The 20,207-nt window shown below is 55.9% G+C and carries 15 protein-coding genes and 1 pseudogene; 14 read left to right on the top strand and 2 right to left on the bottom strand.

What is annotated here, in order from left to right; all coding sequences use genetic code 11:
• The first annotated feature begins 5 nt into the window (after positions 1-5).
• From KBY78_RS00320 to KBY78_RS00290, 7 genes and pseudogenes are all read left to right on the top strand, one after another.
• On the top strand, positions 6-371 hold the full coding sequence (locus tag KBY78_RS00320; RefSeq protein ID WP_255141839.1) for a hypothetical protein: 366 nt from the start codon (positions 6-8) through the stop codon (positions 369-371).
• Positions 361-870 (top strand): hypothetical protein, encoded by a 510-nt coding sequence (locus KBY78_RS00315; RefSeq protein WP_255141838.1) that lies wholly within the window; start codon positions 361-363, stop codon positions 868-870. Before KBY78_RS00320 ends, KBY78_RS00315 begins: the two co-directional genes overlap by 11 nt.
• 3 nt (positions 871-873) lie before the next feature.
• Entirely contained in the window at positions 874-2,529 is a 1,656-nt protein-coding gene (locus KBY78_RS00310; RefSeq protein WP_255141837.1) for a terminase, read from the top strand.
• Positions 2,530-2,532: 3 nt separating this feature from the next.
• Entirely contained in the window at positions 2,533-3,123 is a 591-nt protein-coding gene (locus KBY78_RS00305) for a sigma factor (protein WP_255141836.1), read from the top strand.
• Positions 3,124-3,192: 69 nt separating this feature from the next.
• Positions 3,193-3,914, top strand: a pseudogene (locus KBY78_RS00300) (transposase); the annotation flags it as partial.
• Between the two features lie 337 nt (positions 3,915-4,251).
• Positions 4,252-5,052, top strand: coding sequence for a sulfite exporter TauE/SafE family protein (locus tag KBY78_RS00295; RefSeq protein WP_255141835.1), 801 nt, complete (start codon positions 4,252-4,254; stop codon positions 5,050-5,052).
• Between the two features lie 29 nt (positions 5,053-5,081).
• Positions 5,082-5,405 carry a hypothetical protein gene (locus tag KBY78_RS00290; RefSeq protein ID WP_255141834.1) on the top strand — a complete coding sequence of 108 codons (324 nt, stop codon included), beginning with the start codon at positions 5,082-5,084 and terminating at the stop codon, positions 5,403-5,405.
• Positions 5,406-5,538: 133 nt separating this feature from the next.
• On the opposite strand, the gene KBY78_RS00285 is transcribed toward KBY78_RS00290, so the two are convergent.
• On the bottom strand, positions 5,539-6,348 hold the full coding sequence (locus KBY78_RS00285; protein WP_255141833.1) for a DNA alkylation repair protein: 810 nt from the start codon (positions 6,346-6,348) through the stop codon (positions 5,539-5,541).
• 221 nt (positions 6,349-6,569) lie between these two features.
• Here KBY78_RS00285 and KBY78_RS00280 point away from each other — a divergent pair, with 221 nt between their 5' ends.
• The 7 genes from KBY78_RS00280 to KBY78_RS00250 all read left to right on the top strand — a co-directional run bounded on the left by KBY78_RS00280 (position 6,570) and on the right by KBY78_RS00250 (position 19,519).
• Positions 6,570-6,779, top strand: coding sequence for an MbtH family NRPS accessory protein (locus tag KBY78_RS00280; protein ID WP_255141832.1), 210 nt, complete (start codon positions 6,570-6,572; stop codon positions 6,777-6,779).
• A 35-nt stretch (positions 6,780-6,814) separates the two neighbouring features.
• Positions 6,815-10,087 carry an amino acid adenylation domain-containing protein gene (locus KBY78_RS00275; RefSeq protein ID WP_255141831.1) on the top strand — a complete coding sequence of 1,091 codons (3,273 nt, stop codon included), beginning with the start codon at positions 6,815-6,817 and terminating at the stop codon, positions 10,085-10,087.
• Position 10,088: 1 nt separating this feature from the next.
• Positions 10,089-14,867 carry a non-ribosomal peptide synthetase gene (locus tag KBY78_RS00270; protein ID WP_255141830.1) on the top strand — a complete coding sequence of 1,593 codons (4,779 nt, stop codon included), beginning with the start codon at positions 10,089-10,091 and terminating at the stop codon, positions 14,865-14,867.
• Between the two features lie 95 nt (positions 14,868-14,962).
• Positions 14,963-16,261: a hypothetical protein gene (locus KBY78_RS00265; RefSeq protein ID WP_255141829.1), complete on the top strand. Its 1,299-nt coding sequence runs from the start codon at positions 14,963-14,965 to the stop codon at positions 16,259-16,261.
• Between the two features lie 396 nt (positions 16,262-16,657).
• Positions 16,658-18,082 (top strand): coproporphyrinogen-III oxidase family protein, encoded by a 1,425-nt coding sequence (locus KBY78_RS00260; RefSeq protein ID WP_255141828.1) that lies wholly within the window; start codon positions 16,658-16,660, stop codon positions 18,080-18,082.
• Between the two features lie 213 nt (positions 18,083-18,295).
• The gene (locus KBY78_RS00255; RefSeq protein ID WP_255141827.1) at positions 18,296-18,625 is read left to right on the top strand and encodes a hypothetical protein; all 330 of its coding nucleotides are present in this window, start codon (positions 18,296-18,298) and stop codon (positions 18,623-18,625) included.
• Between the two features lie 543 nt (positions 18,626-19,168).
• Complete coding sequence (locus KBY78_RS00250) at positions 19,169-19,519, top strand: hypothetical protein (protein ID WP_255141826.1); 351 nt, start codon at positions 19,169-19,171, stop codon at positions 19,517-19,519.
• Between the two features lie 37 nt (positions 19,520-19,556).
• On the opposite strand, the gene KBY78_RS00245 is transcribed toward KBY78_RS00250, so the two are convergent.
• Positions 19,557-20,207, bottom strand: a 651-nt coding sequence (locus tag KBY78_RS00245) for a phytanoyl-CoA dioxygenase family protein (RefSeq protein ID WP_255141825.1), incomplete at its 5' end; no start/stop codon positions are given.

Here is a 20,207-nt window from a genome sequence, read left to right as displayed (position 1 = left end):
CCCCGATGGCGAACGCACAGAAGCGCAAGGGGGATGCAGCCGAGCGGGAGGCGGCCCAGCTGATCGCCGCCCTGCTGGAACTTCCTGCACGCCGCAAGCTCGGGGCCGGTCGCACCAACGGCGCCGGCGGCGACACCGGTGACATTGAGGGCGTTCCCGGCCATGTGATTCAGATCGCCAGCTGGGCGAACGTGGCCGCCGCCGCCCGGCTCAAGCCGGCTGAAGCGCAGCAGCAGGCCTGCAATGCGGCCCTGCCGTTCGCGGCGAGCTGGGTGCGCTTCCGTGGCGGCACCTGGCGGATCGTGCTCACCCCGGAGCAGTGGGCGGCCTATGTCCGCTGCGCCCTGCTGTGCGGCCACGATGACACCTGATTCGACCTGCGCCCGCCACGGGTTGTGCGCTGAGGGGGTTGAAGCCCTGCGCGACGCGGCACCCCACCAGGACGAGGACGGCAACCCCTGCTTCCTGTCAGACCGTCCCTCCAGGCGTGGTGTGGCCACCCGCTTTCCCCATCAGAAGCTGCCGCCGCGCGCCTCGGTGGCGGAGGTGGAGCGCCGCATCGCTGAGGCCCAGCTCTGGATCGCCCAGCGCTTGCCGCTGAGCCTGATGCGGGCAAATGCGGCCAACTCCTGGGGGGTGAGCAACACCCGCACGATCAACCGCTACCTCGATCTGGCCCGCAAGCGGATGGTGGCCGAGCTGATCAGCAACCGCCTGGAACACCAGGCGCAGCACATCTACGCCCTCTACGACTGTGCCCGCCGGGCGATGGATGCCGAGCAGTTCTCCGCTGCTGTCGGTGCCCTGCGGGTGATCGCCGAGATCGGCGGCCTGCTGCGGGCGCCGATCAAGCCGTCGGAGGCGAAGTAAGCCATGAGCCCGACCACCGATTTGCTGGCGACCAGGCCGTCCCGGCCTTGCAAAGCTGAGCTTGATGTAATTGGGCTGCCCACCGGCGGCCTGCTGCACTCGCCCCACCACGGCGACCCCTGGCGTGATCTCGGCCTGCTCGGTGTGCCTGACCCCGCCCTTGCCCTGGCCAGCTCGGCGCCGCTGACCTTCCGGGAGTTCATCACTGAGGCCTACCCCCGCTACGGCTTCCACCGCTGGGCGCTGGTGCTGATCGCCCTGCTGCAGGCCATCGCCGATGGCCAGCTCTCGCGTCTGATCGTCACCTGCCCGCCGCGGCTGGGCAAATCGCTGCTGGTGTCCAAGCTGTTCCCCGCCTACTTCATCTACCGCCACCCGCATCTGTTCGCCGCCATCGCCAGCTACTCCGGTGAGCTGGCCTATGCCCACTCCCGTGAGGCGCGGCACTTCTACCGCGTCACCGGCAATCTGCTCTCCAAGGATTCAGCGGCCGTTGGCAACTGGCTCACCACCCAGCGCGGTGGTTGCATCGCGGCTGGTGTGGATGGTCCGTTCACGGGCAAGGGCTACAGCCTCGGTGTGATCGATGACCCCTACAAGGGCCCTGCCGATGCCGGCTCCGCCCGGGTGCGCTCACGCATCGAGGACTGGCTCAAGGCCGTCTGGTTCACTCGCGCCGAGCCGCAGTTCACCGACGCGGGCGATGGCGCCCTGCAGCACAACCTCTCGGCCCAGGTGATCGTGCTCACTCGCTGGGACCACGAGGACGTGGTCGGGTGGCTGCTGGCCCAGGAAACCGGCGATGCCCCGCAGGAGTGGCACATCCTCAACCTGCCGGCGATCGCCGAACATCGAGGGGACCAGCTGAGCTTTCCGGCGTCCTGCACGGTGCAACCCGACTGGCGCCAGCCGGGCGAGGCCCTCTGCCCCGAGCGTTTCCCCTTGAGCGAGCTCCTCAAGATCCGCTCCCGCGTGGGCTCCTACTGGTGGAACGCCCTCTACCAGCAGCGGCCTTCGCCGGCTCAGGGCTCGATCTTCCAGCGGGCCTGGATCAAGCCGCCCTTCCCCCGCGAGCAGCCGCGGCGCTTTGCCCCGCTGGTGCTCTCCTGCGACCTGTCGTTCAAGGGGGAGGAGCAGAACGATCACTGCGGCTTCGTGCTGATGGGGCTGCTCCTGCCGGATTCAGCGCAGCCCACAGGCCGGCCGCGTTCGGCAGGCCCTCTGGCCCCGCAGCTGGAGCTGGAGGTGATCTGGGCGGCGCGGCACCACTTCGATCTACCCCAGACGATCCGCTTTCTGCTCTCCACCCTCGCGGCGCTGGACGCACAAGGCCTGCGACCCCAGGCGGTGCTGATCGAGGACGCCGCCAACGGCCCGGCCGTGCAGCAGACCCTCAAGCGCAAGGTGCCGGGCCTGCTGCCGATCCCCGCCCGGGGCAGCAAGGAGTCGCGGGCCCATGCCGCCGCTCCGCTGCTGGAGGCGGGCCAGGTGCGCTTCCACCACCGCGCCGCGCCGCTGGTGGAGGAGCTGCCGCGCTTCCCCAAGGGCACCAAGGATCTGGTGGATGCCTTTGGCCATGGGGCCCTGTGGCTGGAGACCCGCTACTGGCGCGGTCTGGGCATCAAGCGCGATCCGCTGCCGATGCTGCTGACGCGGTGAGCCGTGAGCCAGCTCTGCTTGCCGCTGCCGCTACAGGAGCCCCGCTCGGGGGTGGAGCGCTCCATACGAAGGCGTCCGCGCCCGGAGCCGCCCATCCAGGGGCACCAGCAGCTGGTCTTTGCCTTCCCCTACAGCACGGAGCCTCAGCAACCCCGGATGCGGCACCGCCGCCACCGGCCCGTGCATCCCCATGCCGCGGCACACGCCCTGGCGCTGGCGCACCTGGATCTGGCGGACAAGATCGCCGGTAACTTCGCCCGGCGCACCACCCATTCCTTCGATGATCTGCGCCAGCTTGCAGTGATCGGCCTGCTCAAGGCGGCGGCTCGCTTTGATGGGACGGGGGGGCGCTCGTTTCGGCCCTACGCCCGTACCTACGCCAACGGTGAGATCACCCACTACCTGCGGGACCACGGCTTTGCGATCAAGGTGCCGCCGTCCTGGCGCGATCTCTATGCCAGCGGCCAGAAGTTGTTGCGGGAGGGTCTGCCGCCCCATGTAGTTCCGGAGCGGCTAGGGATCACGGCCGAGCGCTGGCGGGAGATCCAGGAGGCCTGCTCGATCTCTGTGATTGCGCTGCTGCCGGACACCTGAGTTGTGGCGATTAGGAGTTCGCTGAACACCCTGCGTTACCTGCGAAAATGAGGCAACTACCCCACTGAAATTCGAGGTCAGAGGGACCGCAGCGGCTATTTGTTATCCTACGTCTTGATCGAGGAGCGGAACCCTGCAAGCCATCAGCTGCGGCGGATCAGAAAGCTGGCGGATCAGGCGCTCTATCGGCTCAATCCCACCTTCTGCAAGCTGTACGTGTCAGCACGCCGCTCATCGGTTCCACCGGAGCAGCAGCTTCTGGCCTCTCTGCTGCAAGCACTTTATGGCATCCGCTCCGAGAGGCTGATGCTGGAGCAGCTCCACCACAACCTGATGTTCCGCGGGTTAGTCGGCCTCAGCTCCGACGATGCGATCTGGCACCCGACCACGTTCACCAAAAAAACGTGACCGCCTGCTGAATGACCAGGTGATGGGGAAGTTCCTGGAGAAGCTGATGGGGGCAGGCACCGGAGGTGAAACCCCTTCACAGCAATGAGCACTTCTCGGTGGACGGCACGCTGCTCCAGACCTGGGCTTCTCACGCGTCTCTGGAGCGGATCGACGGTCAGGACGATCCACCGCCACCACCCTCAGGGCCTGGCGAAGGTCTTGGTGCTCCCAGGGAAGGCAAGAAACGGTCCAAAAGCGATTTCCGCAGCATCAAGCTCAGCAACGACACCCACCGCCCCAGCGGGATCCTGAAGCCCTGCTGGCACGAAAATCAATGCCCATCCAGTGCAGCTGAGTTACCGCGCCACGGGCTCATGGAGAACCGCCACGACCTGATTGTCAGTCAATCCAGATAGTCCAGGCAGGCCGCGTCGTCCAGGAACCACGAGCGCACAAACGCGAGATTGCCGGGGTAGTACACCCAAGCAACTGGCGAAGGCACTATCTGGAGATAAGTCCACTGCCGCCATCCGGAAACCCCATTTCTACAAAGCCACTAAGAAGTGTTTCAAGACAGAGGATGCGGAAAAGCAAAACCTACACTTATTAAAAATAGGACACCATCAAGATATTGGTCCCTTCGTTGCGAGGCAGGATGAAACCAATAGATGCAATGCCTCTATCGTTGCATGACTGTCGAGATTCAGGAATTTTCGAGGAGACGTAAAGAGAACTCTAATGTCTTGGGAATTTTGGTTTTTGTTTCCAATAGCAATTGTTGTCTGCATTCTTGCAACGGCCTCTGGATTTTCGGGGAGTGTTTTATTCCAACCAATTTTGTATTTCTTCCTGAAAGTGCCCCTTTCGCAATCGATCGCAACAGGAATCGCAACTGAAACCATAGGAATGACGAATGGAGCAATTACATATGCACGAATGTGCGACAAGACGACGAGCATTGACCGCAAAGCCCTACGATCAGTTGTCCCATATGTGATTTCTGGAGTTGCAGCAGGATTCATCTTTTTTGTTTACGCGCCGCGGTCGTTGCTGAGGATGACAGTGGGCCTGGTGATAACCTCAATAGCGATCTACCAAATCTACCTGGCAGGCGAGAATAGACTTGGCGGCAATGATTCGACGGATCTCAAAGTCCTTGCAAGGCCATTTAACACGATTTGTCAATTTTTAGCAGGTGCATTTTCTGCCTCTACAGGAACGGGTATGGCGGAGGTGCATCAACCACTTTTTGAGCAGAGAGGTGGTCTTTCAACGTTAAAAGCCAATGCAACGGCCATATGCATTGAGGCAATCGCAGATTGGAGCATCACGTTGACAAACATGAAAATGGGAAACTTGCGTTACGATATTCTCATTTTCACAGTTGCAGGAGTGCTTGTTGGAGGACAGATCGGACCACGGATAGCAAAGTATGTGCACCCAAGGCTTACCAAGATCATTTTTGGCATCAGCGTGACAAACATTGGAGCAATTTATGTCGTCACATCATGGACGGAGGTCGTGAAACTATATAGATAGAGGGCAAGACCGTCAAGTGTCGCGTCGCCATGTGCCCCGGCAAGCGACGGGCATTACCGGATAAGCCCGATGGCTGGGTGGAGAAGTTGGTGGAGGCTGCCAAGGCACACACCCGGTCCAAGGGTGAGAATCCCTTCCGAGTGATCAAGCAGCAGTTCGGCTTTCTGAATACCCGGCTGCGGGGCATGACCATTCCGCAGCAAGATCAATGTGCTGGCAGCACTGACCAATTTATTCTTGGCCCGCCGCCAACTGTTGCTGACAAGTTGCAGAAGGAATCAGTGTACCCATTGGGCAATGATCAGAACAAAAGACCTGGCAAGATCACGCTGAGATCAGAAACAGTTGATTGATCTCTGGGTTGGAATCCACAACTATGTTCTTTCCGGGGACTTTACCCCTATTAGTGATTAGGTGAAGGGCGTTGTCCAGAGCTTCCTTAATTGCCAAGCCTTACGATTCTAGAAACGAGCTTTAAAGTATCCATTATTCTATAGGAGGGAGGCAGCATGACGCAGCCAAAGCCCCCCGCCGTGGACGTGCCCGTGGCCAGTCGGACTTCATGGCCTGCTTTCTCCGCTCGCGCAGTGCCCGTCGCTCTACTTCATTCCAATGCTCGGTCGCTCGCGAAAGGGCCGTCGCTCCGATTCTCGTCAACGAACCATCGAGGAAGCCTCGGACTTCCACGGGGAACACGCGGTTCATCTCGCGCAGGACCCAGCCAATGGCTTTCTGCACCGCGTCGCGGTGGTCGTCGAGACAACCCGTCAGCATCGGAAAAACGGACTCCGGGAGCAGGAAGACCGCGTTCTGACCCCTGTTATGAACCAGACTGGTTATCGAAACGCGCCGGTACCAAAGTTCGTCGACTTGGTTCCAGGCCTTCAGGGCCGGAAGTACGGACTGCTGGTCGGCTTCGAGTAGGCGAGAGTAAATTCCGCTCAAGGCGTCCGCATGGCACCAGTTTTCGATACGACAGATCCAACACCGCAAAATGGGCCAAAGAGTGGGCTCGACGTGCCGCCGAACGATTGCCTGGACGTGGTCGAGAGCACAAAAGAGCACGTCGCCGTTGTCGCTGTGCATCCACAGCTCATCCCAGATGTTCAGCTCTTGTTCGTCAGGGATTGTGGAGAAGGAGAAACCTTGTCTGACCAGCTTGCGGCGTGCCGGGACGGAGATGCCCACATACTCCAGACGGGAGCGCCGGTCAGCAGCAATCCTGCGTCCGAGTGCAGGGTTACCGCCAGCAAGTAGCGCCGATAGAACCTCGGCGTGTAGGTCTGGGTACTGCATCAACCTTCCTCGTTGTTTAATCGTCGTGGCTTGAAAGCGAAGGCCCTTGCATGATTCTCCAGTCTTCCTACTCGAGCGTCAGCATTTGATTGTACATGGGCTCACTGAGCGTAGGCAACGCCAGACGCCAGGCAACCACCGCTGCTTGACAGACTCCGGAAAATCCGTCAAAATGAATTCGTAACTTGCGGAAAGCAAGACAAGAAGTGTACAAGGCAGAAATGAGCGATCGGTTGTCGGAATCCGACTGCAGGGAGTATCAAGTTGTGGTCAACCAAGAGGATCAACATTCAATCTGGCCAGTCGGCAAAGCAATACCACACGGCTGGAGGAGTACTGGCTTCTCTGGAGTTAGATCCGACTGTCTGGATTACATAGCTATATCTTGGACCGACATTACTCCGAAGAGCCTCCGGTCGAATTCTGATTAGTTGTCCAATGCTCGTCATTCACTCGGGGATCAACAATGTCGGAAACTCCAATCCGTCACCAACGCGATCAGCTGATCCGAGACATTTGGCTTGTATTCGGCGACATTCGCGGCTTCAATTCTATCGAAGAGGCGATCTTGAGCGGCAACGCCGACATAGTTCGGCTCAATGCGGCTGAAATTTCTAGTCTTCGTCTTTCTAGCAACAAGTCAGCTGCCATCCCTGCAGCTCTGTTCGACAAGAGCCACCTTCCATTTGCCGGCGCGGCGAGTTTCATCGATGATATACAGGAACTCGCCCACTGGGTAAACGAGCACATTGGGCGTGCGAACTCTGATTTACTCTGCTCGAGTCGCCTGATCTCCAACAAGGAAACGCTCTATCGTCTCCTAGAAGCCCAAGGCATCTTTTTGCCGGTACGCTTGCTCGGGCGAGACTTGCTCGACTTGGTGCAGGTGCTCCGGTGTGTTGACCTCACACTAGACAACTATGTCGTGAAGCCAGTTGTCGGTACTGAGTCTCGCGGGGTGTATAGGCCGAACCGGCAAGAGTCTCCGGAGGAAGTAGGCGACTTCTTAGGAGCGATTCCTGATGTCGATCCCGGCGAGCCCTTTCTCGCCATGCCATACATATCTCCCGGGGGCGGTGCTATCGGAGAATACTGCCTGGATGGCATCGTGGTGCGCGGCCGCGTCGAGTTCTGCGCTGTTCATGAAAAGACACGGGTCTACAACAAATATCCTATTCATGATCGGGCAATGCTGACTCCACCAGCCAATCCCATTGAAAAGGGCAGCCTTGAAGGCTTTCTGGCGAGCTTCGGCAATGCTTTTCCCGTGAAGTCATTCGTCTTTCATCTAGAAGTACGGCTCGACAAGAACGGAGAGATCGTCCCGATCGACTTATCTTTCAGACCCGGAGGCGGTCTAATCTTCAAGTCTATCGTCAGCTCCTATGGCGTCGATTTAAGGTTGGCTCACATATACTGCGTTCTCGGTATGCAATCAGAGCTCCATCGGATTGCGCACGCACATCATGTGCCTGACCGATTTACTGCAATTGCAGCAGTATTCTCTGCAGAGAAAGTAGCCGAAGATTCACACAAGAAGTTGAGTAGGCTGCTCGAAGATGGAGACAAGAGGGGGGGAGTGCTTAACTTTGACCTTTCCAACGTCAGTATTCTCTCTCCAGGCTCTCAGGAGCTTAAGCCGAATGTTGGACTGTCAATATTCTCACTTGACTCTGCCGGCGATTGCCTTGATCGCCTCAGCGCGATTGTAGAAGACATGGGCATGTCTTTCGTGTCACCCCGTGAGAAAGGCTTCGGAGACAGCATTCAGTTGGCTCAGGTGGCGGGGACCATCCAGGCTGTGTCCTGCACTGGCGATCCGATCGTCTCGCGCATCGCAAAGCTCGCTCGTGAGATTCCCGACACAATCGCAATTGTTGACCAAGAGCGTTTCATCAGCTACGCCAAGCTGGATGCTATGTCGTCAGTGTTGGGGCACCGCCTTCGCAGCGCGGGAGTGCAGCTCGAAACCCCTGTTGGGCTGCTGTTGGATCGAAGCGTCGAGTTCATAGTCGCGGCGCTGGCTGTCCTGAAAACCGGTGGCTGTTACGTTCCGCTCGACAGTAGCTTCCCGAGAGCACGTCTCGATCTGATGGTCGAAGACGCAGGCATTAGGCATCTCGTTACGAACCGCGCTACTCACTCGATCGCCTGCGGTTTTGATGCGAAGAAAATTCCAGTCGGCCTGGACTCGTGCGTGCTTCACGAGTCAGGAGAGTTCGTTCCGGAGGCCGCTTCACCTGAAAACCTTGCCTGCATACTTTATACGTCTGGGTCAACAGGTGTGCCGAAGGGGATAGCTGTGACACGGAGTGCGGTCGCGAACCTCGTAACTGATCAGGATTACTTTCGAGTGGGTTCTGCTCCATGTGTCTTGCACTCGTCATCCATCGCATTCGATGCCGCATCATTCGAGATTTGGGCACCACTACTTAACGGAGGTTGCTGTGTAGTAAACCCCGACAGTGAGGTCATGCCAGCAGTGATTTCCAATCGCATAAGAATAAACAAAGTCAATCTTATGTGGCTCAATGCTTCATTACTTAATACCATCGTGGAAGATGCACCAGAGATGCTTGAGGGCCTGGAGACGGTGATTGCTGGTGGAGAAGTTGTTTCAGCCAAACATTTCAGGCGAGCGCAGCAGCGTTATCCGGGCCTGCAGCTACTAAATGGGTATGGTCCGACCGAGGCTACGACATTCGCATGCACCTACCAATGCCCGGAGATCCCCGATGCTGCTTCTACTATCCCAATCGGACTGCCCATCGGGGGAGTGGAAGTGTATGTGCTGGACAAAGAGCTCAACGAGGTGCGTCATGGTTCCGAAGGTGAACTCTACATAGGAGGGAAGGGTCTCGCGCGAGGCTACATCGGCCGCCCGGCACTCACGGCGGAGAGTTTTGTTCCACACCCTTTCTCGGCTGAGCCTGGGACGCGTCTCTATAAGACTGGTGATCGCGTTCGGCGTAGTGCGGACGGCTGCTTGGAGTTTATCGGTCGCGCCGACAGGCAAGTGAAGATCCGTGGCTTTCGTGTCGAGTTAGACGAAGTCGAGCAAGCGATACGAAATCTACCTGGTGTACAGGATGTCGTCGTTGGGGCTGTTAGCCAAAATATGGGTGGCAACTTGGCGGCCAGCATAAAGCAGTCATCGTCTCACGAGAAATCGCTCGGGACGGGAGATGTCAAGTCCGCGCTCGAGTTGGTTCTTCCATCATTCATGATACCAGCTCGAATTGACTTTGTTGATTCACTTGGTCACACGATTACGGGGAAACGTGCGTCGCCTCCCGAGCCGGACGCTAGTTGCGGTATGCCGGGCCATGGCCAGGCTGAAGGGGTCATTCAAGACCTGGCAGGCATCTGGGCAGAAGTTCTCGACTACGAATGGCCATCGGCGGAGGACGACTTCTTCCTGCTCGGCGGGCACTCCCTGTCTGCAACTCGCGTCCTTATTCGCGTTAGGGATCGTCTAGGCGTGGAGTTACAGTTGCGTGAATTGTTTATGCACACGCGGCTGGTAGATCTAGCGAACCTGATTGCTAGCCGACTTGATCCTCTACTACGGCAGCTCAGTGAAGCGGCATGCGTCGCGAGCGCGCCAACGGACGATCGTACTGAGGCACTACGCAAGACAATCGCACAGCTGTCTGACCAGCAAGTCGCGGCCCTTCTTGGGGATAAGCAGCGACGGCGGGAATTGTTGGCAGCAGAAACGAGGCGGACGGAGGATTGAAATGAAATCCAGCTACGACAAGAGGGAGGCGCTCTTGAGGCTCCTTTTGGAGGAGAGTAGAGAGTCGCGCAGTGCCCCAGAAATTGGAGGGTCGCTCCCCAGCTCAACGCCTCAAACTAGCGACCTCTCATTCAGTCAGAAACGCCTTTGGTTCTTGCGCCAATTGTTGGGCGATGAAGACGCTAGTTATAACGTGCCATTTTCACTTCGATTGAGAGGTCAGCTCGACTATGCGACGCTTGAGTCGGCAGTCAATGAGGTCGTGGCTCGTCATGAAGTGCTGCGGGCGAGGTTCGGTCTCATTGATGGACGGCCCGTCCAATACGTCATCGACGACTTGCACATCCAGATCGCCCATATCTTACCTGAACCCGAGGGGGTCGCGTCAGTAATTTCGGATCACGCCCGGTATAGCTTCGATCTATCGTCAGGCCCTCTGATAAAAGTTTCACTGATTCGCCTAGCGGAACGCGACCACATTCTCCTCCTGAATATGCATCACATTGTTGCAGATGGATGGTCGCTTGGCGTATTTGTCAGCGAACTTTGCTTATTCTATCGCCGCTCAATGCTTTACGAGTCTTGCTGTCCGCCCATTCTGGCGACGCAATACCATGAATTTGCGAAGGCACAGGCGGCGAGAGTTGAATCCGGTGAATTCGCTGATCAGCTTTGTTATTGGCTTGAGCAGCTCAAGAATGCACCTTCAACGATCACTTGGCCGGCAGACTACCCAAGGCCAGAGATGATGTCTGGGCAGGGCGGCCAGGTGAGATTCGCGATCTCCAGTGAGCAGCGTGACGCATTAAAGGAGCTCGGCGCCAAGCATGGGGCTACGCTCTTTATGGTTCTAATGAGTGCTTATGCTGTCCTTCTTAATCGCCTCACAGGTGATGCCGACTTGTGTATCGGCACTCCGGTCGCAGGGCGTCCAAGTCCTGAGGTTGAGGCGCTGATCGGCTGCTTTGTCAATACAGTGGTTATTCGGTCGGAGGTAGAACCTATCGAGGCATTGGGCGACTTGCTTGAACGCATCAAGTTGACGTCCCTTGAAGCGTTGGAGAATCAGGATTTGCCATTCGAGGTGCTTGTGGAGCATCTGAAGCCGGTCCGGTCCCTGGGGCAAACGCCGGTCTTCCAGACCATGATGGCACTGCAGAACATCCCGATTAGTCAGTTTGACTTGCCTGGCCTCGTTGTAGAGCCTTTCACCCAGAGCCTCTCAATTGCGAAGTTCGACCTAAACTTAAACTTGTCGGAGAGGTTGACGGGACTCTCAGCGATACTTGAATTTAACACTGACATCTTTAGTCGCGAGAGTGCGGAGCAGATAGCGCTTGGCTATCAAGAAGTGCTCACGGGGATCATCCAGGCGCCTTGCACGAAGATCTGCGACTTTGATGTACCTTCGCTCGTCGCGATGCGCGCTCGGATTTCGCGGGGATCCGAGGCAAAGAAGAAGTCGGGGAAGAATCAGTCGATTTGGGAGCACTGCTTCGCTGATAGTCACTCCTACTTCCAGTTGCCACGCACGCTCCCACCCTTACCACTCGCTGGTATCCCGTATGGTAGAGGCGAGCTTGATGTCACGATCGGTCGAGAGAACAGTGAGGTGGCATACGCTCTCGCTGAGACGCTGGGTGGCACTGCTGTTGACGTAATAGTGGCGGCGATTCTCTCTTTAAGTCTCCGCTTCATCGTAGATGCTGAAGCTGTCATTGGGGTTTGTGATCCTCTTGGAGAGTCAGCGGACGGCTTGCCTGCCGACTGCGTCTGGTTGTGCCTGCGTTCTGGCACGGACGGCTCGCAGACGTTGCAGCAAGTCTTTAACCGAGTGACTAGGCAACGTGTCGAGTGGCGCCAGGTCCATCAAACTGGCATGGAGATACTGGAGTCTAGCGCTAAGGTTTGGTCGACGCCGGTTGTTCCCATCAGGATCTCACAGTCACTATTTCGGTCCAATCCACTAGATCAGTTTACATGCCTCAGCTCATTGCACTTCGCGGTCACATGCGAGGATAGATTCATCTCTGTAAAGATCCAGTACGATTTATCGCGCTTTTCACGCGATGACGCCGATGCGATCGGGCGAATGTTTAGTTGCTTGCTCAGGCAGGCTCTCCTCGAGCCGAGCAAACCGATTTCAAATATTCCGCTCCTGGGTCACCAAGAGCGTATTCACCTGCTTGGCAGCTTTCGGGGACAGCTAATGTCGCCAGACGATGCGATGAGTCTCGCCGCTCCCTTCGAGGACTACGCGCGGCAGCATCCCGAGGAGATTGCGCTACTCAGCGGTTCCCGATCATTCACCTATGGCGAGCTGAACGAGCGCTCGAGTCGGTTGGCCTGGTTCCTTCGTGCCATAGGTGTTAAGGAGGGCGATCGCGTCGCGGTGTGCATGCAAATGGGTGTCTCACTCGTTGAAGCACTTTACGCTGTTGTCAAGGTCGGCGCGGCGTATGCGCCAATGGATGGGAGTTATGCGCAGGCGAGGCTGTCGTCCATGCTAGAAACCATGGCTGTCACGCATGTAGTCACAGACCGAGCATCACGTCCGGCCGTCCAAGGCGGCGATTGGGAAGTTGTGACTCTGGAAGATTACGCTGAGGCGATTGGTGCGTCCGATACTCGTCCAATCGAACTGCATCGAAAGCCAAGTGCTGCCTGCTACATCATGCACACTTCTGGAACGTCAGGCGTGCCAAAAGCAGTGCAGTTTCCGACGGACTTGGCAATCATGTCGATGCGTTCTCTCCAGGCGCGTTATCCAGTGCAGACAGGCGATGTGCACATCTTTAAGACTCCTTTTACATTCGACGTCTCGATTTGGGAGATCTTCTGGCCGCTATACTATGGAGGCAAGCTGGTAGTTGCCGAGGTCGGAGCACACCGGAATCCGGACTGCTTGCTCGAACTGATCGAGAATCACGGTGTTACTCTTATCAACTTTGTTCCTTCCATGTTGGAGACTTTCCTTCTGTCGCTACCACTGGGTGCATGCACTTCCATCAAGTGGATCTTCAGTGGAGGCGAACGCCTTAGTTCGAGAATCCGGGAAAGCTGCTTTGAGAAACTGCCGAATGCTCGGCTTGTTAACCTTTACGGCCCGACAGAGACTCACGGTGTGGCCGACACAGAAATAATGAGGAGTAACAACCATGGATCTTATGTCCCAATTGGGACCCCATCCTCGGTTTTCCAACTATACTTGTTGGACGAAGAGCTCGAGCCTGTTCCATTTGGGGTCCCTGGCGAACTATATATCGGGAATCCATTCGGCCTGGCGCACGGATACTTGGGGCAACCAGCGCTTACGGCCGAGCGATTCATACCAGATCCGTTCGGTGTTCCAGGAAGCCGACTCTATCGAACTGGTGATCTCTGCCGGTACTACTCCAACGGCGAACTGGAGTTCGTGGGACGGAAGGATCGCCAGCTGAAAGTCGCCGGTATTCGAATTGAGCCCGACGAGATAGAGCAGGCCATTCTCTCTCATCCTTCCATATTCCAGTGCGTCGTCGCAGCCGCTGGCGAAGGGGCCGATTGCCGGTTAGTAGCCTATGTCGTCAATAGCAGTGATCTGGCCGCGGAAAGAGAGGAGATTTTTCGCCACCTCACCGGTGTACTCCCGCCATACCTGGTTCCATCGGAGATTGTCACGGTGGACGCGATCCCAACGACGCCCAGTGGAAAGACGGACCTCGAGGGCCTCAGCGAAGAACGCGCTCGTCAATTGCTAACTACGACATCTGCTGTCGAGCCTCTGGTAAGCGAGTCGGAGGGCCGGGTGAGATGTATCTTCCAGGAGGCGCTGAACCGGCCGATTGTCGACCTCACAGCAAGTTTCTTCGAGCTTGGCGGACACTCGCTGATGGCCATCCAGGTGGTCATACGATGTCAGGCTGAGTTCGGCGTCAAGCTCCCACTGCACATTTTATACACCTCTGGCTCGGTGAAGGCACTTGCGGAGGCGATAGAACTTGCCCGCCAGTCCCAGTGGCAGTGCTTGGTCCCACTGGCAACTTCTCCAGGGAGCAAGCCGGCACTTGTATTTGTGCATGGGGCCGAGGGTACCGTTTCGCCGTTTTACAACCTGGCTAATCTTCTCTCCGATCGATTTGACGTCTTTGCATTCCAGGCACCAGGTCTTGATGGCGACACTGAGCCTTGTTCAACGATAGCTGCGTATTGTGAGCAGTACGCCCCGATCATTCACTCCCTCTGTCAGGATAGACAGTTGATTCTTATTGGTTGGTCCTTCGGCGGAAATATCGCGCTCGAAGTCGCCAAGCAGCTATCGACACAGCGGGAAGGGCCAAGCGACCCGTTGTTCAAGGTAATTCTACTAGACTCGTTTGTTATGAGAGTGGGGAGGAATGGTGCAACATCTGACATGGAGGCTGCCTATCGGCTCCTAAGAGAATTCGACTATCCGGGCATGCGCGCCCTGCAGCAGCTTGAAGGTCCGACCGAGGTCTGGAGCAGGATTCACCGGGTTCTCGAGAACAATCTCCGAGCCTTTCTCGAGTACGAGCCCGCCGTCTGTACCACTCCAATCCATTTCCTTTACGCCGATGAGGGCTGGCCAGACCTTCAAGGGGCGCCTGCTGCGGCATACAACGACGAAGACAGGGGCTGGGGAGATCAGCTACCCCACATACGCCGGCATTCCGTCCCTGGCGATCACTTTTCGCTTTTGTCCAAACAGCACAGCGATGCCGTGGCAAAGACAATTTCCGCTATTGCCTGCACGCCGACAACTCCCGACAGTGGCCGATGAAGCCTATTCTGACAAACACATTGACTCTGAGGCGCATGGCAAGTATCGTATTTTTCACAAGCCGAATGTGGCAGCTATGAAGCAGGAGAACTAAAATGTCTAAGGACGGCGGCAATTACCTGGCCTACCAGCCAGATTCGTTCAATCCGATCGCGTTCAGCCTGCTGACCTACAGGCGACCTGGCACTGAAAATACACTACTCCTGTTCCCGTCGCCTCCGGATGTCGGTCTTAACACACTTGAGGAGTTGGTGGCAGCAACGGGCGCGAGTGAACCAAGAGAGAGTGAGATCGGCCGTGCATTTAGTTTACTCGCGGCGCAGTCCGCGCGAGTGTTTATTAACGATACCGAAGCAAGTCGGGGCATCGCCGTTCCGTTTGTCGAAGCTGCTTACCCCTCGGCAGCCATTTTTAACTCTGGAACGGGGGGCTGGACGTCCGCAAAGGTGCAAGCTGCCTTGGCGACAGTCGATCGATCCAACGTGTTTCGTGCCCTTGAGGATATTCCTGGGCAGGAAGCTGCCGGCATTGTAGTTGAGTCACCCAATGCGCTTGCAAGTGCAGCCCGAGTTGTCGAGGGTGTGACCGAAAGGGCGGTCCTGGCCTCAAGTATCTCTCCTGCTTGCATGGCTATCACGGAGGCTAAGGTTTCCGAGATCCTAGAGAGTCCTTCCGAGGTTTTCGAGGCGGCGGCAGTGACAACGCCTAATCGTCAATTCGTCCTGCGGCCCTACTCTGGCTTGAATGCGGGACAACGTGAAATCCTTATTGACGGGATTTTCGCTGACGGAAGAGTGCTATTCGCCTCATTTTCGGAGAAGCGTCGGGTAGATCCGGATCCTCCCTACATGGACCGGAGGATTACTACTCTAGCAGATATGCACAACGTTCCCGTTTCGCTGTTTACAGATGTAATAGTCCGAGTCTTTGATCGCATTGGCGTCCGGAATACTGTCTTCCACGCCGAATTCGCAATGACAACCGCCGGTCCACTCATGACTGACCTGTTGGCTCGGCCCGGCGGTGGTTTCATTCCTGAAATGGTGCGAGCTAGGTTTGGCGTAGATTTGCGCGCCGCGCATGTTTATGCTGCGTTTGAAATGGTAAGTGAACTCAGACGTATTGCTGGCCTTGGCTTAGACTCCGGCTTGCATGTAGCCATTGCCGCATGCTACATAGACGAAGGCAATCGGACAAAGTACGCTGCTGGCGCTGCTTTAACTGAGAGACTCTCAAGGAGTGAGGATGTGATTGCTTACAATATCGAGACTGTTGCTACAAACGTCGCAATTGGGCTGCCGGACGTGAGAGCATGCCTCGCGGTTCGTGGCGAGACACCGGACAGCGCCCTAGCGGAGCTTGACAGCATCGCTACGGAATTTGGTTTTAGTTAGGATTTCTCAGATCTTGACAGGAGAAAGTGATGTTTGTTAGAGTCGCATAAGTAATGCAAGTCATCCGAATGCTTGGATTCAATCCGCGGTTGGGTCAGACCTCAGAGTTTCTACAGGAGATTGAAATGGATTATTTGCTAACTGACGATAGTAAGATGGTTTCTCCGCCCTACAAGAGTTGGCTCCCCATCAAAGGTTGGCTCCCCATCAAGGGAGAGTCTCTGCGGATTTCTATCTGCGACGAAACAGGCAAGATCCTTGACGCGCGCCAAGGGTTAGCCACTTCTCCTTCTGCGGTACCCCAGGTGGGCCAGGCAGCAAGGGGATTTCCCGGCGATTAATAGTTGATTCCATTTATTAAGTGCACGCGAAGAGGTTTTTTTCGAGAGGTCTGTGGTGAGCCGATCTGACCTTGATTTGCCGAGCTTCATACCGCGAGACATTCTCCTGGAGTCATTCACTTATCCATTCTTTGACTCCAGTTTCAGTGTTGATCCGCTTGGTTTGGCGCGATTGTTTCTCGACAAGGAAGGCGCAGCCACTAAGAGAGGCCTTCGAGGTCTTTATGTCCACATCCCCTTTTGCGATAGCTTATGTGGGTTTTGTCCATTTGTGAAGTCTGTAGGGACCCAAGAGCGCATCGCAAGTTATCTAGACGCTTTGTGTTTGGAAATCTGTCTCTTGGCGGAGACACCACTTGCAAGATCGTGGGAGTTTGATGCCGTCTATATCGGTGGTGGAACACCCTCGGTCTTGACTCCAATTCAAATCGAGCGCTTGATTAACACGATCAAATCGACTCTTAGGCTCACAAGCGATGTTGAGTTTACCATAGAAGTTGAACCGAAGTCTGCTTCGGACCAGTTTTGTGACGCGGCAGCCTTGGCGGGCGCCAATCGTATTTCCTTTGGGGTTCAGACGCTCCATCCCGAGTTTAGGGAAATGATGAACCTTACGGCTAGCCTTGATCAGATCTACGAGTTGGCTCGAATCTCGCGGAAGTATTTCCAAGTGTCCAACTTGGATATGATTGTCGGGTATCCGGGGCAAACAGAAGAACAAGTCGTCACTGATATGGCTGGGGCGCTCGAACTTGATGTTGGCAACATATCAGTGTTTCCCCTTGATTATCTCGCTACGCTGCCGAAACTCCTCGATAAAATCCGACATGGAGAATTGCCACCACCACCGCCAAGCACTCAGCGTTGGGAAATGTTTCACCGAGCTCGCTCCAAACTTGGAGAGGTATACTCGGCCCAGAATATGTATTTCTTTGCGGAGCCTGGCATGCCTGGATGCAAGTACATGTTCAATATCGTTTACGGCGGCTACTTTGATGAGTATATTGGGCTTGGCGCTAGCGCCTATAGTTCGATACGAGGCCTTGCCTACTGCAACACGCAATCGGAAGTAGACTACATTCGCCGGGTCACTCAAGCACGAGAGCTGCCGATTTCTGATGCCTCACCAGGCCATGCATATGAGAAGTCTTACGTATATTTTGGCAAACGCATGAGGGCTGATCTTGGCGAGGCTATTGAACTCGGCATCAGTGACTTCATCGGCCCAAAATTCAATGCACTTGTTCAGGCGGGACTGGTCTCTCAGGACGGAGATGATTTCACTCTTACCCCCAGGGGGGCGAGATTCTACGCGCAGATTATGGTCGGGTTCTTGAGCGATGGGCAGAGGCGCATTTACGATCGGGTCTGCGCACGGATGCGTGATCAACTGAACTGGACATTCGATGGTGCCTCAGGCCCGGAGTGCGCATCGACGCGTATATTGGCTGCGAGGAACACCATGTTACACAATGTTTAACCTGCATTATTCTTGATGACCTTGGAGATACCTCAATGACCTTGCCTACAAGTCATTCTGGCGATCGGCCATACATACAGACTACTTTTAACATGCCCACACCATTAGCCTGTTGACAATTGATGAATAAGCCAGCCATAATGAAAAAGCCGGGTGCAGCTAAGAAGCGCCTTAGGGACACCTGAATCAACACAACCAGTAGATTTTCAGACCATGAGTGTAACAGTTGTTGCCATTTCAACTGAAAATAGGGCTCTCCTTGCTAAGGCGCCTGGCTGGCAGGAGACAAAAGTACCCTCTGGCAAGCGAGTGGCCAGTCACTACCACGAGTTTCAAGCCTACTACTTCACATTCGGCATATCCAAGCTAAGGACACGCGACGGAGAGCAGGATCTTCCAGAAGCAGCCATGATCGTTGTGCCGGAAGGAGTGGCCCACAGTTGGGTTGGTAGCCAAGAAGACTACCCTGCAATTGTCGGTCACTTTCATGATGGCCACGGTTATCACTTTCTTGAGGATCATGTGAGTGGGTTGGCGGTGTAAGAACTCTTCGAGGAAACAGCGCTATGGTGCGTGCTAGAGGCTGTGTTGCTGTTTCAGAGCCTTGGTTGAGCTTGGGTGTGTCCGGTGATTCTACAAAACCAAGTTAGCCTTATTGGCAGTGGCCGGCTTGGTCAAGCTATAGGCAGGTCTTACATGCATGTCTGGGGGGCTGAGTTGCCTGCATGGAGCCGACGTTTCGCGGAAGCCGAGTTGCCCGGAACCAAATACCCAGGGTTAAGAGGTGTCTCTCTCGAGGAGGTCGCTGTACATCCAATCCTCTTTTCCGCGATCCCTAACTCCGCTTTGACTACTCTAGTCCAAGCTCATCCGAGCCTATTTACGAGTTTTTCTGGTTTGGTGTTGCTAGCCGGAGCAGATACTCCTTCTTTTACCCTTGTTTCGCTCTTAGCAGGCGCCACCCTAGTGCGTGTCGTTCCAATTCTACTTGCTGGCACGGCCGAAATTTTCTTCTTCGCCCTGGAGCCTACTTGCAGCCCCGAAGTATGGTGCAGAACCCGTGAGTTTCTCGCGGGACTTGGCCCTGTGAGTACCGTGAAAGATAGCTACGTGTTTAATGAGTTGATGATTCTCACTTCTCCCTTTGCAACCGTCGTTCGGGAGGCGTTGAGAATTGCTATTGCTGAGTTCCTCAACGCCCGGCAAGTTAGTGATCAGTGGCATAGCCTTGCTGAGACTATCTTCGCCACTTCGCTATCTGGTCGAGACTTCCCGATTGGCAAACTTGGTGGTTGTGTTGAGAGCATTGCTACGCCTGGTGGAATCACGGAGGCAGGCCTCTCACAGAGCCCCCAATTAGTTCGCGGATTCCATGCCGTGGTTGAAGCGATGAGAGTTCGGGCTAATTCTCTCGATGACAAGGAAACTGAGGTGTAGCCGCCTAGCGGCTTCATCACGCTCCCACATCTTCAAGCTAATCTGTCATGCCCTTGCAGCTTAAGCGTTGGTTGTAGTTATAGAGATCAACTCCGCTCACTAACACTGGCGACCAACACTTCAGGTCTACCTCGCCGCCATATTCGGAAAGCTTGTCCTGGTGGGGGTAAATCCGGACGTTGGTGGGCACATAGCGAGAAACGAAGGAGACGCGAGACTCTGACTTACTTGTGTTTCCAAGGGAAGCGTGCATTGTCGCCTCCCAAAAGATCACCGCTTGGCCAGCTCGGACTTCCACGCTCACCACGTCTTGCCCCTTAGAACGCCAAGTAGTGTCGATTTCTATCTCGCTAGAGTCATACCCAAATAGACTTCTCTTTTCCCCATTCCACAGAAACTTGTTGACACGAGCTGAGTCCCAGCTCATGGGCTTCAGATCATCCATGTACAAGTCTCTGTGAGAGCCTCGCAGGAACTGAATACAACCAGACTGAATTGTCGCGTCAGTGAAGGCGGTCCAGACTGCCAGGGTAAGGAAGATTTCCGGGTATCTCTCGTGTGGCTCGGTCGCAATGACAGGAGGCAATCCGCTTCCAATTGCCATATGTCGGGAGTGTTGCCAATCGGTGCCTTCATCGCCAGGGTACTTAGCGAAGAACTCGGTGCGCCAGCAAAACAGGTCGTCACC

This window comes from Synechococcus sp. EJ6-Ellesmere, assembly GCF_024345875.1.
GTDB classification, from domain to species: domain Bacteria; phylum Cyanobacteriota; class Cyanobacteriia; order PCC-6307; family Cyanobiaceae; genus Regnicoccus_A; species Regnicoccus_A antarcticus.
The sequence above is the reverse complement of the archived record's forward strand: the minus strand, read 5'-3'. Positions and strand labels throughout refer to the sequence as shown.

What these genes read in the sequence shown, in the direction of transcription:
- KBY78_RS00280 (WP_255141832.1), top strand. Translation starts at nt 6,570, where the DNA reads ATGAGCGATCGGTTGTCGGAATCCGACTGCAGGGAGTATCAAGTTGTG.
- KBY78_RS00265 (WP_255141829.1), top strand. Translation starts at nt 14,963, where the DNA reads ATGTCTAAGGACGGCGGCAATTACCTGGCCTACCAGCCAGATTCGTTC.
- KBY78_RS00270 (WP_255141830.1), top strand. Translation starts at nt 10,089, where the DNA reads ATGAAATCCAGCTACGACAAGAGGGAGGCGCTCTTGAGGCTCCTTTTG.
- KBY78_RS00275 (WP_255141831.1), top strand. Translation starts at nt 6,815, where the DNA reads ATGTCGGAAACTCCAATCCGTCACCAACGCGATCAGCTGATCCGAGAC.
- KBY78_RS00290 (WP_255141834.1), top strand. Translation starts at nt 5,082, where the DNA reads ATGTGCCCCGGCAAGCGACGGGCATTACCGGATAAGCCCGATGGCTGG.
- KBY78_RS00285 (WP_255141833.1), bottom strand. Translation starts at nt 6,348, where the DNA reads ATGCAGTACCCAGACCTACACGCCGAGGTTCTATCGGCGCTACTTGCT.
- KBY78_RS00320 (WP_255141839.1), top strand. Translation starts at nt 6, where the DNA reads ATGGCGAACGCACAGAAGCGCAAGGGGGATGCAGCCGAGCGGGAGGCG.
- KBY78_RS00295 (WP_255141835.1), top strand. Translation starts at nt 4,252, where the DNA reads ATGTCTTGGGAATTTTGGTTTTTGTTTCCAATAGCAATTGTTGTCTGC.
- KBY78_RS00310 (WP_255141837.1), top strand. Translation starts at nt 874, where the DNA reads ATGAGCCCGACCACCGATTTGCTGGCGACCAGGCCGTCCCGGCCTTGC.
- KBY78_RS00255 (WP_255141827.1), top strand. Translation starts at nt 18,296, where the DNA reads ATGAGTGTAACAGTTGTTGCCATTTCAACTGAAAATAGGGCTCTCCTT.
- KBY78_RS00315 (WP_255141838.1), top strand. Translation starts at nt 361, where the DNA reads ATGACACCTGATTCGACCTGCGCCCGCCACGGGTTGTGCGCTGAGGGG.